This is a genomic window from Inquilinus sp. (genome assembly GCF_039594555.1).
In the GTDB taxonomy this organism is placed as follows: domain Bacteria; phylum Pseudomonadota; class Alphaproteobacteria; order DSM-16000; family Inquilinaceae; genus Inquilinus.
In genome coordinates this window covers 22448-38637 of the sequence record NZ_JBCNNF010000011.1, presented here as the reverse complement: position 1 = coordinate 38637, position 16190 = coordinate 22448, and the positions used below count along the sequence as shown (strand labels likewise).

General features: G+C 67.0%; 9 protein-coding genes. 4 read left to right on the top strand and 5 right to left on the bottom strand.

The genetic code is table 11. The features are described 5' to 3' along the window. Together ABDW35_RS02390 and ABDW35_RS02385 are read left to right on the top strand one after the other, a co-directional pair. The coding region (locus ABDW35_RS02390) for a cadherin-like domain-containing protein (RefSeq protein WP_343712244.1) at nt 1-3066 on the top strand (3066 nt) is incomplete at its 5' end. 379 nt (nt 3067-3445) lie between these two features. Then, the gene (locus ABDW35_RS02385) at nt 3446-4216 is read left to right on the top strand and encodes a response regulator transcription factor (protein ID WP_343712243.1); all 771 of its coding nucleotides are present in this window, start codon (nt 3446-3448) and stop codon (nt 4214-4216) included. A 70-nt stretch (nt 4217-4286) separates the two neighbouring features. Here the strand turns inward: ABDW35_RS02385 and ABDW35_RS02380 are convergent, their stop codons facing one another. From ABDW35_RS02380 to ABDW35_RS02360, 5 genes are read right to left on the bottom strand one after another with little or no spacing between them, the layout of a single operon-like run. Next, entirely contained in the window at nt 4287-5699 is a 1413-nt protein-coding gene (locus ABDW35_RS02380) for an HlyD family type I secretion periplasmic adaptor subunit (protein WP_343712242.1), read from the bottom strand. Beyond that, on the bottom strand, nt 5696-7894 hold the full coding sequence (locus tag ABDW35_RS02375) for a peptidase domain-containing ABC transporter (protein ID WP_343712241.1): 2199 nt from the start codon (nt 7892-7894) through the stop codon (nt 5696-5698). Before ABDW35_RS02375 ends, ABDW35_RS02380 begins: the two co-directional genes overlap by 4 nt. Further along, nucleotides 7894-8205, bottom strand: coding sequence for a hypothetical protein (locus ABDW35_RS02370; protein WP_343712240.1), 312 nt, complete (start codon nt 8203-8205; stop codon nt 7894-7896). The genes ABDW35_RS02375 and ABDW35_RS02370 overlap by 1 nt, the downstream gene beginning before the upstream one ends. Before the next feature lie 45 nt (nt 8206-8250). Continuing rightward, on the bottom strand, nt 8251-9459 hold the full coding sequence (locus tag ABDW35_RS02365) for a GTP-binding protein (RefSeq protein WP_343712239.1): 1209 nt from the start codon (nt 9457-9459) through the stop codon (nt 8251-8253). A gap of 9 nt (nt 9460-9468) precedes the next feature. Further along, nucleotides 9469-14178: a DUF4082 domain-containing protein gene (locus ABDW35_RS02360; RefSeq protein WP_343712238.1), complete on the bottom strand. Its 4710-nt coding sequence runs from the start codon at nt 14176-14178 to the stop codon at nt 9469-9471. On the opposite strand from ABDW35_RS02360, the gene ABDW35_RS02355 reads away from it, so the two are divergent. Together ABDW35_RS02355 and ABDW35_RS02350 are read left to right on the top strand one after the other, a co-directional pair. Continuing rightward, on the top strand, nt 14132-14617 hold the full coding sequence (locus ABDW35_RS02355) for a hypothetical protein (protein WP_343712237.1): 486 nt from the start codon (nt 14132-14134) through the stop codon (nt 14615-14617). The genes ABDW35_RS02360 and ABDW35_RS02355 overlap by 47 nt on opposite strands. 448 nt (nt 14618-15065) lie before the next feature. Further along, nucleotides 15066-16058: a glycosyltransferase family A protein gene (locus ABDW35_RS02350; protein ID WP_343712236.1), complete on the top strand. Its 993-nt coding sequence runs from the start codon at nt 15066-15068 to the stop codon at nt 16056-16058. Nucleotides 16059-16190 lie beyond the last annotated feature (132 nt).

The window sequence follows — 16190 nt, the reverse complement described above, 5'->3', positions numbered from 1 at the left end:
GTCCGCTTCTACAAGGGGGCGGACAACACCGGCCCCCACACCGGCAGCCTGTGGACGGCGGACGGCACCCTGCTGGCCACCGCCACCTTCGTCAACGAGACCGGCAGCGGCTGGCAGACGGTCGTGTTCGACACGGCGATCACCATCAGCGCCGATACCACCTATATCGTCTCCTATCACACCAACGGCTTCTATTCGGCAACGAGCAACTACTTCCTGACCGCCCATGCCAATGGTTCGCTGACGGCGCTCGACAGCCTCAGCAGCGGTGGCAACGGCGTCTTCTCCTACGGTTCGTCGACCCTGTTCCCGGACCAGAGCTTCAACGCCACGAACTACTGGGTGGACGTGCTCTACAACCAGACGAATGTCGGGCCGACGGCGGTGGCCGACACCGGGAGCGCGCAGGAGGATGGCGGGCCGGTGATCCTGACGGCGGCAAGCCTGCTGGCCAACGACACCGATCCGGATGCCGGCGACACCAAGACGCTGGTCTCGGTCAACGGCACGGGGACGGTGGGCACGGTCAGCATCAACGGGGCCGGCAACGTGGTCTACGACCCGGGCTCGGCCTTCCAGAGCCTGGCGGCCGGTGCCACGGCGACCGACACCTTCGCCTATACGATGCGGGACAGCGCGGGGGCGCAGAGCACCGCGACGGTGACCATGACCATCACCGGGGTGAACGACGCCCCGACCGCCGGCACGGTCGCGGACCAGAGCACCAGCGAGGACACGCCGCTGACCGTCGCCAAGGCGCTGATCCTGGCCGCGGCCTCCGATGTCGACGGCGACACCCTGACCATCACCGGCGGCTCGGCGCTGCACGGCACCGTCTCCTTCGATGTCGACGGCAACCTGGTCTATACGCCGAACGCCAACGCCAACGGCCCGGACGTGGTCACTTACACCCTGTCGGACGGCCATGGCGGCACCGCCACCGGGACCTTCAACGTCGGCATCGGCGCGGTGAATGACGACCCCATTGTCGGCACGGTCGCGGATCAGAACACCAGCGAGGACACCCCGCTGACCGTCTTAAAGGCGCTGATCCTGGCGGCCGCTTCCGATGTCGACGGCGACACGCTGTCGATCATCGGCGGCTCGGCGCTTCACGGCACCGTCTCCTTCGATGTCGACGGCAACCTGGTCTACACGCCGAACGCCAACGCCAATGGCGCCGACGTCGTCACCTACACCCTGTCCGACGGCCATGGCGGCACCGCGACTGGGACCTTCAATGTCGGCGTCGGTGCGGTGAATGACGACCCCATCGCCGGCACGGTCGCGGATCAGAGCACCAGCGAGGACACCCCGCTGACCGTCTCGAAGGCGATGATCCTGGCCGCGGCCTCCGATGTCGACGGCGACACCCTGACCATCACCGGCGGCTCGGCACTGCATGGCACCGTCTCCTTCGATGTCGACGGCAACCTGGTCTACACGCCGAATGCCAATGCCAATGGCGCCGACGTCGTCACTTACACCCTGTCGGACGGCCATGGCGGCACTGCGACTGGGACCTTCAATATCGGCGTCGGCGCGGTGAACGATGCCCCGACCGCCGGCTCGGTCGCGGACCAGAGCACCAGCGAGGACACCCCGCTGACCGTCTCGAAGGCGCTGATCCTGGCGGCCGCTTCCGATGTCGATGGCGACACGCTGTCGATCACCGGCGGCTCGGCACTGCACGGCACCATCTCCTTCGATGTCGACGGCAACCTGGTGTACACGCCGAACGCCAATGCCAATGGCCCGGACGTGGTCACTTACACTCTGTCGGACGGCCACGGCGGCACCGCCACCGGCAGCTTCAATGTCGGTGTCACCTCCGTCGACGATCCGGGTGTCGCGCAATCTGATGCTTTCGCGACCAACGAGGCTCTCGTCATCACGACCGGAAACGTCTTTGCCGACAACGGCTCAGGCGCGGACAGCGACCTGGACAGTGCGCTCGCCGTGGCGGCGGTGAATGGCAGCGCGGCGGCGGTCGGCGTCATGATCACACTCGCCTCCGGCGCGCATTTGACGCTCAACGCCGACGGCACCTTCATCTATGACCCGAACCATGCCTTCGACCACCTGCCTGGTGCGAGCTCCGGCGCCACCGGCCTGACCGGGACAGACAGCTTCACCTACACCCTCGCCGGCGGGGGCACCGCCACCGTGACGGTGACCGTCTCGGGACTCGACTCCGACGACACGCTGGTCGGCACTGCCGGTGACGATACGCTGACAGGCGGGATCGGCGCCGACCACATCGACGGCCTCGCCGGGAACGACACTGCCAGCTATGCCGGGTCGGCCGCCGGCGTCACCGTAAAGCTGACGTCCGGCACCGGCACCGGCGGCGACGCCCAGGGCGATACCCTCGTCAGCATCGAGAGCCTGACGGGCTCCGCTCTCGATGACAACCTGACCGGCAGCGCCGGGGCCAACACACTCGACGGCGGTGCGGGGAACGATATCCTCGAAGGCCGGGGCGGGGCGGATGTGCTGATCGGTGGCGCCGGTATCGACACCGCCTACTACACCGCCAGCAGTGCCGGCGTGACCGTCGACCTGGTGCTCGGCACCGGGGCCGGTGGTGATGCCCAGGGCGACACGCTCAGCGGCATCGAGCAGATCTACGGGTCCAACCTGGCCGACACCCTGATCGGCGACGGCGGCGCCAACGCCCTGTGGGGCAGCGGCGGGAACGACATCCTCCGCGGCGGGCTGGGCGCCGACGTGCTGAAGGGCGGCGCCGGAAACGACAGCTTCGTCTACACCGGCCTGTCGGACAGCACGGTCGCCGCGTCCGGACGGGACCTGATCGCCGATTTCACTTCAGGCGACCGGATCGATCTCTCGGGCATCGATGCAGATGGCAATGCCGCCAACGGCGATACCGCCTTCAGCTTCGGCTTCGGCGGTTTCACCGGGCATGCCGGCGAGCTCCGGGTGGTCGTCTTCGCCGATGGCAGGCAGGGGATCTATCTCGACGCCAACGGCGACAGGAATCCGGACTCGATCATCATGGTCCTGGCCGATCACGCCCTGAATGCCACGGACTTCGTGCTGTAGCCCGTACCAAGCCGGGCATAGATCGCAGAGCACCCGGCCCTTTGGGCCGGGTGTTTCTGTTTTGGGATTGGTGAGACTCCATACCTCTTGGAAGGGCGCCATACCTCAAAAGAAGTATATCTGGAATGAAATCGTAAACAGAGTGTTACGAAGAATTAAATAAAATTTTACCCATTCCGCTTGACGGGGCTCCTCTGAACGGGTTCCAATGTAATGAAATTTGGTGTTGGCTTGGCGATAAGTATCGGAATTTGGTCCTATAATATAGGATCGGTGGAAGCGCGGTCATGAGCGGTGGGACGCTGAAGTATTCAATCGAGACTGATGCGCTGCGCTCTCCCCGACTGGGGAGGGCGTTGAAGTCCTGTCAGGAGCGGATATGAAGGCTCGAGCGGGCGACGAGAACGGCTCTGCAATCATTTCCGAGGCGGCGAGGCAATCCCGGAGCGCGGGGCGGGCGAGCTGCAGGCGGGGCGGCGAATCCGATGTCACCGTCGCGATCATGGACTCCCGAACCCTTGTCCGGGAGGCACTGATCGCTGCGTTTGCGATGGTGGAGGGTGGGGTTGCGGGTGTCGAGTTCGCGGATTTGGACGAGTGGCAGATCGCCGGATCCGAGATGGACATATCCGCTGTTCTTCTGGGAATCGGCGACAGGCGTGCCGACGATCCCGCCTTGATCGAGGATCTGCAGACGTTGGCCCGAGATCATCCGGGGCTTCCCGTGATCGTCATGGGTGAGCAACAGGAGCCCGGCCATGTGCTCAAGATCCTGTCGCTCGGCGCCCGCGGCTATGTTCCGGCGAATGTAAGCCTGGAGGTCGCGATCGGCGCCCTGCATCTCGCCATTGCGGGAGGCGTCTTCGTGCCCGCCGACATTCTCATGGAGGCCGGCCAGCTGGATCGCGATGAGGCCGGAACCACGAAGCCCCCATTCGACCTGACCGACCGGCAAGCCGCCGTCGCTGAGGGCGTCGCCCAGGGCAAGCCGAACAAGATCATCGCGTATGAGCTGAATCTGTCCGAGAGCACGGTCAAGGTTCATATCCGGGTGATCATGAAGAAGATGCAGGCTCGCAACCGGACAGAGGTCGCGTTCAAGCTGCACAGCATTCGGCGGCCGGCAGGGACCGGATCCACCACCAAGTAGCCGTCGTGTTGATGCTGGCTACGCCGGCGAGGCGCCTCCGCTTGCTGAAATCATCCGCGCGCCGGCCCGTTCAGGGCTCGCGGATGCTTTCATCCAGCCCCCGCAGCAGCGGGTAGAGGAAATAAGAGAGAACGCTGCGCCGGCCGATCTCGATCTCGGCCGTCAGCGTCATGCCGGGCAGAAGCCGGAAGGTGTCGGGAACCGATCGCAGGGCGGTATCCACCAGCCGGATCCGGGCCCGGTATACCGGAGGGGCGGCGGTATCGGGGCTGCCCTTGTCGTCCCGTGCATTGGAGGCGAAGGAGTCCTGGCTGATGGTGCGGACCGTGCCGGTGGCCGTGCCGTGCTTCTGGAAAGGAAAGGCGTCGAGCTTGATGCGGGCCGGCTCATCGGTGCCGAGCTGGCCGATATCCTTGCTGGCGATCGAGACCTCGGCCTCCAGAGGGACGTTCAGCGGCACCAGGGTGAACAGGGGTTCGGCCTCCCGCACCACTGAGCCGATTGACCGCTGGGCGATGTCGAGGACGACGGCATCCGCGGGCGCGGTCAGCACGATCATGTCGCGGCGAAGCTCGGCCTTCTTCAGCTCCTCAACCGCTGCGGCATAGCCCTCGCGGGCCTTGACGAGGTCCTCCACCGCGGCGCGCCGGAACTCCTCGATATAGGCCTGCCGCTCGGATCTCGCCTTGTCGATGGCGAGGGTCATCTCGGCCTGGCTGCCACGGTTTTTCGCGAGCTCGGCCTCGATGTCCAGCCGCGTATCCTTGGCGACGAGGTAGTTCAGTCGAGAGCCGGTCTGGCTGGCCAGCAGCTCCTGCCGCATCTGCTCGACCTGCTGCAGGGTGTCGACGCGCTGCGCCAGGAGCTTTTCTTCGTCGCGGCCTGCCTGGAGGCTGGCCTCCGCCCGACCGATCTGGTCGTCGAAGTTTCGCAGTTGGGAATCGTAAGCGGCCTTGCGCTGGAGATAGAAGCGCAGCTGCAACTGCTCGTCGGCATCGACTTGGCTCCCCGGCTCATAGGGGCGTCCCGCGAGTTCCGCCTCGATCCGGCTCATCTGGGCCTCGAGCGCGCCGACCTTCGCCCGCAACTGCTCGACGTCCGACTGGGTGAAGGTGGTATCGAGTGCGGCAAGCCGCTGGCCAGCATGGACGACCTCGCCCACCGTGACGTCGATCGAGCGGATGACGGAGGTCTCGAGCGGTTGGACCACGAGGTTCGGCTGGGCGGTGATCAGCTTGCCGGGAGCGACGACGATTTCGTCCACGGTCGACAGCGCGGCCCAGATCACGGCACCCACGATCAGCGCGGTAACGGCATACAGGGTCAGGCGCGTGATCCGCGGCGGCGCCCGGGCCTCGAGCTCGACCGCATCGCGCTGGAACTCCGCGACGGCGGGGTGGGTCGGCAGCCGCACGATCGCGGCCGGCTTGCGGATGGCCGGCAGCGCCCGGCGTTCCGGCGGCGGATCTCGCTCCGGCATCATGCGGTCTGCCTCATCTGCTGGTTCCAGAGATGCCGATAGGTCGTGCAGCGCGACAGAAGCTGGTCGTGCCGGCCGATATCGGCAATACGCCCGCGATCAATCACCAGGATGGCGTTCGCATCCATCAGGGTGGACAGCCGGTGCGAGACGATGATGACCGTGCGGCCCTTGGCGATGCGCTTCAGGTTCTGGCGGATGATCGCCTCGCTCTCGGGATCGAGGGCGCTGGTCGCCTCGTCGAAGATCAGGAGACGGGGATTGGCCACCAGGGCGCGGGCGATCGCCAGGCGCTGGCGCTGACCCCCTGAGAGATTTTCCGCGCTTTCCTCCAGCATCGTGTCGAAGCCGCGCGGCAGGCGCTCGATGAACTCCTCGGCACCGGCCATACGCGCCGCCTCGACGATCTCGTCGAAGCTGGCATCCGGCCGGGTGGCGGCGATGTTCTCGCGCACCGTCCCTCGGAACAGGAAGTTCTCCTGCAGCACCACGCCGATCGACTTGCGCAGATGCACGAGGTCGAATTCCCGCATGTCGACGCCGTCGACCCGGACCACACCCTGTTGCACCGGATACAGGCCCTGGATCAGCCGCGTCACCGTGGTCTTGCCGGAGCCGCTGCGCCCGACCACCCCGAAGATGCTGCCCTCGGGCACCGTGAAGGAGATGTCGTCGAGCGCCGGATTGGCCTCGGCGGAGTAGCGGAAGGAGACATTGTCGAACTCGATGCGGCCGGCAATGGCCGGGCGCAGCCCGTCGGTCCGGCCATGCCGTTCGGGCCGCTTGTTCATCACCTCGCCCAGCATCCGGACCGACAGCGCGACCTCCTGGTACTCGTGGACCATGGTCACGATCTGGACCAGCGGGCCCGAGACCCGGCCGGCCAGCATGTTGAAGGCGATCAGGGCGCCGATGGTCATCGTGCTGTCGAACACGGCAATGGCGCCAAGCCCGATCACCGCCACGCTCATCAGCTTTTCGACCAGGCCGGTGACGGACTGGGCCGTCGTCGAGATCTTCTCGACCTCGAAGCGCATGGCGACGCTCTGCGCCGAACGATCATCCCAGATCCGGCGCTGCATGGGCTCCATCGACAGCGACTTCACCGTCCGCATCCCGTGCACGGTCTCGACCAGCAGGGCTTGGCGCTGGCCTTCGGCCGCGTACAGGGCGCGCAGCCGCCGGCGGAAGGGGCCGACCAGCAGCACGATGACGAAGGCCACCAGCAGCGCGAAGGCGAGCACCACCAGGGTCAGCCAGGTGCTGTACATCAGCAGCACCGGCACGAACACGATCAGCGACAGACCGTCCAGCAGCGTCAGGAACAGGCGGCCAGTGAGGAACTCCCGGATCCGCTGCGCCTGCTGCATGTGCTTGACCAGGATGCCGGCCGAGGCCTGCTCGAAGAAGGTGATCGGCAGGCTCAGCAGATGGGCGAAGGTCCGGGTGGCGAGACGGATGTCGATACGGTTGGTGGCGTAGAGCAGCAGGTAGCGCCGCAGGAAGGTGAAGACGGCGTCGAACACCAGGGCGATGAAGATGCCGCCCGACAGCACGTACAGCGTCATGTAGCTGTTGTGCACCAGCACCTTGTCGATGATCAGCTGGAAGAAGATCGGCGTCGCCAGCCCCAGCCCATACAGGAACAGGGCGGCGACCGCGACATCGGCGAACAGCCGGCGCTGGCGCAGCAGCTCCGGCACGAACCAGCGGAAGCCGAAGGGCTGCTCGGGGTCGCCGATGCGATAGCTGCGCTTCAGCAGGATCAGCTCACCCGACCAGCGGGCCTGGAACGCCTCACCGGGCACGACCAGCATCTCCGGCCGGTCGGCCAGCGGGTCGAGCAGACGGACTGCATCCCGGGCCTCGTCATCCGCGACGATGCCGGCGATCAGCACCCAGTTGCCGTTGTCCAGCCTGGCCAGCGCCGGAAACGCCTCGCCCAGCCGTATGAGGCCGGCCCAGCCGAGACGGAGATGGCGCGCCCGCAGCCCGGACTCCCGCGCCATGCGGAGGAGGAGGGGTGCCGGAACCGGCTCGGCGCCCAGGGCATAACGGTGGGCGAGGCCGGCGACGGAGATGTCGAAGCCGTGATGCCGCAGCACGACGGTAAGGCAATACAGCCCGGTGTCGCGCGACCCGCCCGCCGGGGACGGCGACCCGTCCTCCGGCATGGCCTCCGGTGTTGCCGCGGTCATCAGGAGAAGTTGGGCGAGCTGTTGCGGTGGGCTCCATTCGGCGCAGGCGCCGGGCCGGCGGCCGCAGCGGCCTCCGTTGCCTGGCGGCGCTGGATTGCCCCGGCCTCGATCAGCCCCTGCATCACCTTCTGGATCAGGTCCGCGGCGTTGGCGAAGCCGTCCAGCGGCATGATGATCCGTTGCCGGAAGGTTGCTTTCGGAGCGTTGTTGGCGTCCCGTTCGGTCGGGGACAGGCTGACCAGGTCAATCCGCAGCACCGTGCCGGTGACCGTGATTTCGCCAATGCCGTCGGAATAGATCTCGGTGTGCATATCGATGTCCTTGTTGCAAATGGTGGTTTGAAATGTCCGGATCCGTCAGGCGACGTGCCCGATCTGCCAGTTGGGGAACGGGTCGAGCAGGCCGCGATAGGCCGCGCGGTCGTAGCGGAGCGGTGATCCGACCAGGCAGTCATCCAGCGCCCGGAGGATGCCGCCCTCGTCATGGCCGCAGCCGATGAACACCAGCTCCTGCCGCCGGTCGCCCCAGATCGGGCTCCAATGATCCTGAAGCCGGCTGTGCCAATCCGGATGGCGGGGCCAGTGCTGCGTCGGCACCGCCGCCCACCACAGCCCCTTGCCGTCGATCCGGCGCTGTCCGCCCGCGATCGACAACTGGCCGATCCAGTCCGGCCGGGTGGCCAGCCAGAGGAAGCCTTTGGCCCGGATCAGCCCCGGCCAGCGCCGTGCCAGGAACTCCTCCAGCCGCTCCGGGTCGAAGGGCCGCCGGGCCCGGTAGACGAAGCTGGAGATGCCGTACATCTCGGTCTCCGGCACATGACCGGCAGATCCGAACAGCTCCCGGTGCCACAGGGGGTGCCGCGCCGCCTTGGCCTCCGAGAACAGCCCGGTGTCGAACACGGCGCCCAGCGGCACCAGGCCGTAATCCGTCTCGAGGATCCGCGCATCGGCGTTGAGGGCCCGGATCACCTGGCGGATGCGGACGAGCTCTTCCCCCGACACGTCGGAGGCCTTGTTGATGACCACGAGGTCGGCGAACTCGATCTGCTCCACCAGCAGGTCGGCCAGAGAGCGGGTGTCCTGCTCGCCGGCGGCTCCGCCGCGGTCGCGCAGCAGGGTCTCGTCGGCATAGTCCCGCAGCAGGCTGGCGGCATCGACGACCGTCACCATGGCGTCGAGCTTCGCGACATCGCCAAGCGAGGCGCCGTCCGCATCCCGGAAGGAGAAGGTGGCCGCCACGGGCAGAGGCTCGGAGATGCCGGTGCTCTCCACCAGCAGGTGGTCGAACCGGCCTTCGGCGGCCAGGCGCCTGACCTCGCGCAGCAGATCGTCGCGCAGCGTGCAGCAGATGCAGCCATTGGTCATCTCGACCAGCGACTCCCCGGCACGGGCGAGGTCCGCATCGCCGGCCCGAACCAGCTCGGCGTCGATGTTGATCTCGCTCATGTCGTTGACGATGACCGCGACCCGGCGGCCTTCCCGGTTGCGCAGGACGTGGTTCAGCAGCGTCGTCTTGCCGGCGCCGAGGAAGCCTGAGAGGACGGTGACGGGGAGACGCGGCATCATTTCCCGCCTTCAGGCCGCCAGCTGCGGGTTGAACACGACATCGGCCGAATAGCTGGTGCGGTTGAAGCTGCCGTTCGGGAAGCTGCCGCTCGCGCCGTAGGCGAAGACGCCGTTGCCGCCGCTGGTCGCATCGGCCAGCGCGCGCAGATGGCCGTTGACGATGTCGGTCGTGAAGAAGTTCGGCGTCGCGGCATAGTTGCCGTTGCTGTGATACGAGGTGATGTAGGTCGTGTTCGCCTGGATCGTGATCGGCTGCGCCAGGGCCGCCGTCTGCCAGCCGCTGGCGGTCTCGCCGGTGAACGTCACCGTGGCCAGCAATTGCCCCGTTGCCGTCCAGAGATGGCCCTCATGGGTGCCATTGTCGTTGGCGCTCTTGTAATAGCGCAGGGCCGTGATCGTGCCACCGATATCGGTCTGGAACTTCATCCCCAGCTCGACGGGCGAGGGATCGGCGACGCTCAGGATGGTCGGGGCGGCCGTGTCGGCGAAGAGGCTGGTGCCCTGTGGCGGCGCCGCCACCGTCAGCGAGGCGGTGGCGGATGAGGTGCCGCCGCGGCCGTCGGAGATCGCGTAGGTGAAGCTCGCTGGGCCGCTGAAGCCGGCGGTGGGGGTGAAGGTCACGGTGTTGGTCTGGGCGTTCAGCGCCACGGTGCCGTTGGTCGGGTTGCTGACCCCGGTCACGGTCAGGGGGTCGCCGTTGGGATCGGTGTCGTTGGCCAGAAGCGCGGAGGTCTGGATCGACAGGGCGACGTTCTGGTTGGTCGAGAAGCCGGAATCCGCGACGGCCGTCGGCGCCTGATTGGTCCCCGTGCCGGACTGGTTGTAGACCACGTCCACCCAGTAGTTCGAGCCGTTCCACGTGTTGTTCGGGAACAGGCTTGTCCCGCCATAGGCGTAGACGCCGGCATTGACCGGGGCGGTCAGCGGGCCGTTCGAACGCGCCGCGGTGAAGTAGGCGCCGTCTGCCGAATAGAAGCCGTTGGTGTGATAGGACGCGACGTAGGTGACCCCCGCGCTGATGGCCACGGGCGCGGAGAAGGTGACGGTCTGCCAGCCGCTGGCGGTCTCGCCGGTGAAGGTGGCGGTGGCGAGCAGCGTGCCGGTCGAGGTCCAGAGGCTGGCAGTGTGCGTGCCGGTGTTCTGGGGACCCTTGTAGAAGCGGATGGCGGAGATCGTGCCGCCGGCGGAGGCGGTGAACCTCATGCCCAGCTCGACCGGGCTCCGGTCGTCCGCGGTCACCGTCGCCGGCGTGTCGGTCGGCTGGAACAGGCTGACCCCGTCCCCCGGCGGGCGGATGGTGAGGTCGACCGTGGCCGACGCCGTGCCGCCGCGGCCGTCGGAGATGGTGTAGGTGAAGCTGGCAGCGCCGCTGTAGCCGGCCTCCGGGGTGAAGGTGATGGTGTTGGTCTGGCTGTTGAAGGCGACCGCCCCATGGACCGGGCCGCCGACGCCGGTCACGATGAGGGTGTCGCCGTTCGGATCCGTGTCGTTGGCCAGCAGGGCGGCGGCGGCGATCGCCAGCGCGGTGTTCTGGGCCGTGCTGTAGCCGCCATCGGCGACGGCGGTCGGCGCCTGGTTCGTGGAGCCGCCGGACTGGTTGTACAGCACGTCGACCCAGTAGTTCGAACCGTTATAGGTGTTGGTCGGGAACAGGCTCGTCCCGCCATAGGCGTAGACGCCGGCATTGACCGGGGCACTGAGCGGGCCGTTCGAATAGGGTGTGGAGAAATAGTTGCCGTTGACCGAGTAGTAGCCGTTGCTGTGATAGGAGGCGACATAGGTCGTGCCGCTGGTGATCGACACCGGGCTGGAGAAGACGACGGTCTGCCAGCCGCTGGCGGTCTCGCCGACAAAGGTGGCCGTGGCCAGCAGGACGCCGGTGGACGACCACAGGCTGCCGGTGTGCGTGCCCGTGTTCTGCGGTCCCTTGTAGAACCGCAGCCCGGTGATGGTGCCGTTGCTTGAGGCGACGAATTTGACGCCCAGCTCGACCGATCCGGGGTCGTTGACGGTCACCGTCGCCGGCACCGTGGAGGCCGACCAAAGGCTGAGGCCGGTGCCGGCCGGGTTGACGGTGATGTCGGCCGTCGCCGAGGCGGTGCCGCCCCGGCCGTCCGAGACGCTATAGGTGAAGCGTGCCGGGCCGCTGTAGCCCGCGGTCGGGGTGAAGGTGATCGTGCCGGCGACGCTGTCGAAGCTCACCGTGCCGTTCAGGGCGTTGCTGACGCCGGTTACGGTCAGCGGATCGCCGTTGGGGTCGGTGTCGTTCGCCAGGAGGGTCGCGACCTGGATCGTGAGGGCGACGCCCTGGTTGGTGCTCAGCCCATTGTCGTTGTTGGCCACCGGGGCGACATTACCGCCGTTGGGACCGACATTGAACAGGACGTCGACCCAGAAATTCTCGTTCTGGTAGACGGTGTTCGGAAACAGCGTCGAGGAGCCATAGGCGTAGACGCCGGCGCCGACCTGCGCCGTCAGATGCCCATTGGTGCGGGCGACGTCGAAATAGCCCGTATCGGCCGAATAGAACCCCTGGCTGTGATACGAGACGATGTAGGCCGTTCCCGGATTGATCGACACGGGGTTGGAGAAGGTGACGGTCTGCCATCCCTCCAGGGTCTCGTCGGTGAAGGTGGCGGTGGCCAGCAGCGTACCGTCCGCGCTCCACAGGCTGCCGGTGTGGGCGCCCTGGTTGTAGAAGCCCTTGTAGAAGCGGACGCCCGTGACCGTGCCGGCGGCATCGGAGACGAAGCGCATGCCGAGCTCGACGGGATTGCGGTCCTGGATATGAACCTCCGTCGGCTTGGCGGCGAAGGTCCACATGCTCTGGGTGGAGGGCAGGGTGATGGTCACCGAGACCCCGGTCGAGGCGGCGCCGAGATTGACGCTGTCATCCGCCGCCCGGGCCTTGATCACATAGGTGCCGGCGGCCTGCGCGTTCCAGGCGTAGCTCCAGCTCTCGCGGCCGAGGGCCTTGTGCCAGGTGGTGCCGCCATCGGTGGAGACCTCGACGCCGGCGACGATGCCGCCACCGAAGTCCTGGGCGGTTCCCGTGATCACGACCCGCTGGCCTTCGACCAGGCCCGTGCCGTTCGACGGCGTCAGGATGGTGGTGGTCGGCGCGGTGTGGTCGGTCGAGGCGGAGGCCATGATCAGGCTGGCCTGCAGCGTGCCGGGCTGGATGCCCATGTCGGCGAACAGGTTGACCATCGCCTGCTGGACGTTCGGATCCGTCGGCGTCGGCTCGTTGTCGTGGTTGCCGTCCAGCCCCCAGGACCAGTAGACCGTGCCGGCCCCGAAGACGAGGGCGCCGCTCGCGGCCCGGTACATGGTGAGGCTGTGCTGCGCGGTCGCCGGCCCGACGGTGGTGCCGTAGTCCCGCAGATAGGTGTCGACCGAGACGGTCGACAGCGACAGGTTGATCAGCCCCGCCGGGCGGAAGCCGTTGTCGACATCCGAATCCCATTCATAGCCGAGCAGGTTCTGAACCAGCGAATAGGTCTGGCCTTGCTGCAGGTCGGCAACCGCGGTGTTCCGCCAGAACCGCAGGTTCGAATAGTCATAGGGGATGGTGATCGTATCCAGCCGGTAGGCATCCACCGTGAACATCGTGCCGGTCAGCGCGTTCTCCGGCTTCTGTCCGGGGTCGGCGAAGCGCGGGTCCCGCCATGTCCCGGTGCCGATGCCGCTGGGGTCGGTGCGGTCACCCCATGTCTCCTTGTAGGTGACGAGGGTGCGGTAGGGCGTGCCGCTGCCGTCGATGCTGGTCTCCCACCGGGTCTTCCAATAGACCTCGTTGCCGCTCCAGAACGCCAGGTTCACGCCGGCATCCCGGGCCGCCTCGACATTGGCGCGCTGTTCCGCCGACCAGTACTCGTCGTGGCCGACCGAGAGGAACGCCTTGCTGTTCAGCAGCTGCGCCCCGCTTCGGGCGGTGTCGACGCCGGAAATGTAGTTGATGTCGTAACCATTCTGCTCAAGCCAGCGGATGGCTGAGTATTCAGCGCCGAAGATCCAGTCCTGCGGTCCGGCGGAATAGGGGCTGATCGTGGTGATGAACGGCCGGTTGTAGCTGACCTTGGTGGCCCGTCCGATCGCGGTCAGACCGCAGCTGCAGTTCGGCGGCATCCAGCCGATCAGGTTGGCCGGATCGGTCGGGACATCGCCGCCGTAAAGGCTGGCGCCGCCCCACGCATTATAGGCCTGCCAGGTGGTGTCGGAGGTCTGGAAGGTGATGTCGCTGCGGTTCTCGTCATCCCGGACAATGAAGGGGATCTGGCTTGCCCCCTCGGTGCCGTCCTCGCGCACCAGCTTGGCGATATAGAGGCCGGAGACGGCGTCGGCCGGCACGTTCCAACTGGCGGACACCGACCAGTTGCCGCAGTCGATCAGGCCGGTGCTGTAGTCGACCAGCGGATGGGGCTGGACCTGTGCGGTGGTGAGATTCTGCTCGATGCTCCCGACTTTTCGGGCGCCCATCCCGCCGTAGTAGCCGAGGCGATAGATGTCGATCCGATAATGCGTGGAATCCGTCGCGATCTTGAAGTCGATCGTGCTGCCGTGATTGACGCTGATGTTGGTGGCGAAGCCCTGAATGTTGGCGCTTCCTCCACCCTCCACACCCCATTCACTCTCCGGGTTGCCCTGCTTCAGGTTCTCCAGGACGATCGGATTGAGCGAAGTCGGCAGGGTGTTGGACGTGGTCGGCGACGAGGTCACGTTGCTGACCGGCTCGACGGAAGGAGCGCCGCCTTGTATCTCGCTCGGGGCGCTGAGCGTCTGCTCGAGCAAAGTCGGCGCGCCCGGCATCGCGGCATCCAGCGGCGAGGTGGCCGCCGTCGTCGTCAGTGCGGTCGCCGCTGTCGTCGGGGCGGCCACGGTCGAGCGGATGATGCTCGTCAGATCGCTGCCGGCGTTGGGGTCCGAAGCGGCAGGGCTGGCCAGCACCCGGGCGGCGATGCCGTCCGTTGCCAGAAGGCGGGCCGCGGGGGCATCGGCCGCGGACGGGCTCTCGACGGCCGGGGATAGCTCTCCTGACGTTTGGCTCGTCTCGACGGGAGATGTCGGGGTGGGGGAGAGAGAGGCGCTGCCGGCCGTGCGCTGGATGCCGGACGGCTCGTTCGGTGCATCGGCTGGAGCATCCGGCAACGCGGTCTGAAAGCCTTGGCCGGTGGCGTCCGTCATGGCCGATGCGAGGGTGTTCGCCAGGGCGTCACGGGAGGAGGTATCCAGCGCGTTCATCGTTGCTCCCGTCTCGGGACTGTCCATCGGCTGAGATGTGCCGATGCTTCACTCTGCCGCGGCGGGACGGCTCGCTACGACTGAGCCCTTCGGCCTCTGCCACTCTCCAATGGAAGTAGGAGGGCGATCACAGAGCCTATCTGCCGGGTGTCTCGACGGAATCCTGGAGGGCCGGCGCGGAGGCGATCCGAAAGGACCCGTCGGCGGCCCCGGCCGCGCGCTAACCCGGTTGGGGGAAGGGCCCCTGCCAATGGGGGCGTCGGGGAGTTCCGCCGAGGCTGGCATGCTGGCCGCTCGCCGTCCGGATCCGCCAGGCTTCACGCTCCGGTCGTCGGGATGACCCTACCGAGGCGAGGAGTGGCTGCATGCCCAAGGTCGATATCTGCATTCCCTGCTACCAATACGGGCGCTTCCTCGGAGAATGCCTCGACAGCGTTCTTTTCCAGACGTCCGAGGACGTGCGCATCCTGGTGATCGACGACGCGTCGACGGACGATTCCGCCGCGGTCGCCAGACGCTATGCGGCTCAGCATTCCTGCATCGAGGTGTCGGTGCACCCGGTCAATCGCGGGCATATCGCCACCTACAACGAAGGAATCGCCTGGGCACGATCCGACTATCTCCTGCTGCTCAGCGCCGATGATCTGCTGACCCCGGCGGCGCTCGATCGGGCCGTCGCCGTGATGGACGACCATCCCGACGTCGTCCTGACGCACGGCCTTGCCGAGGACCTGCTTCCGGACCAGCGGCTGCCGCCGCAACCGGGGCCGCACACCAGGGCCGAATGGCAGATCGAGGGCGGCAGGGACTTCATCACCCGGCTGTGCCGGGATCCGGTCAATCCCGTGGCGACCCCGACGGCGATCGTGCGGACATCGGCGCAGCAGGCGGTCGGGGGCTACCGGCCGGAGCTGACGCATTCCGGCGACATGGAGATGTGGCTGCGGCTCGCGACGCAAGGGGCGGTGGCGTACGCCCCGGTCCTGCAGGCGATCAAGCGGGTGCATGGCCGCAACATGTCGGTGACGGCGTCCGACAACATCCTGCGCGACTATGCGCAACGGGCCGAGGCATTCCGGTCGTTCTTCCGAAGTGAGGGAAGCGGCCTGGAGGATGCGGCCTTCCTGCATCGGCTGGCGCGGCGGCGGCTGGCGCAGCAGGCCTTCTGGACCGCCATGGCGCAGTCGGGCCGCGGTCACTGGGGAACCGCGCGGGCCTTGCTCGGGCTGGTGCATCAACTGGACCCGTCGACGCCGTTCCTGCCGCTGGTGGGGGGGCTGGCGCGGGTGCGGCGTCCCGACAAGCGCTTCCTCGCCCTGGTCAAGGACGTGCTCGGCTACCGCGGCTCAGCCCGGTGAAGATCTTACGGCAGGTCCCGCAACGATCCATGCCCATCGTCCTGATGGATAGCTTTCCGGGCATGGATCCCGTCGCCGAAAGAAGGGGGGAGGGATGGGTATGCTCCTTCCGACGGGCGCCCCTCATTAGTT

What these genes read in the sequence shown, in the direction of transcription:
- ABDW35_RS02350 (WP_343712236.1), top strand. Translation starts at nt 15,066, where the DNA reads ATGCCCAAGGTCGATATCTGCATTCCCTGCTACCAATACGGGCGCTTC.
- ABDW35_RS02375 (WP_343712241.1), bottom strand. Translation starts at nt 7,894, where the DNA reads ATGACCGCGGCAACACCGGAGGCCATGCCGGAGGACGGGTCGCCGTCC.
- ABDW35_RS02385 (WP_343712243.1), top strand. Translation starts at nt 3,446, where the DNA reads ATGAAGGCTCGAGCGGGCGACGAGAACGGCTCTGCAATCATTTCCGAG.
- ABDW35_RS02370 (WP_343712240.1), bottom strand. Translation starts at nt 8,205, where the DNA reads ATGCACACCGAGATCTATTCCGACGGCATTGGCGAAATCACGGTCACC.
- ABDW35_RS02365 (WP_343712239.1), bottom strand. Translation starts at nt 9,459, where the DNA reads ATGATGCCGCGTCTCCCCGTCACCGTCCTCTCAGGCTTCCTCGGCGCC.
- ABDW35_RS02380 (WP_343712242.1), bottom strand. Translation starts at nt 5,699, where the DNA reads ATGATGCCGGAGCGAGATCCGCCGCCGGAACGCCGGGCGCTGCCGGCC.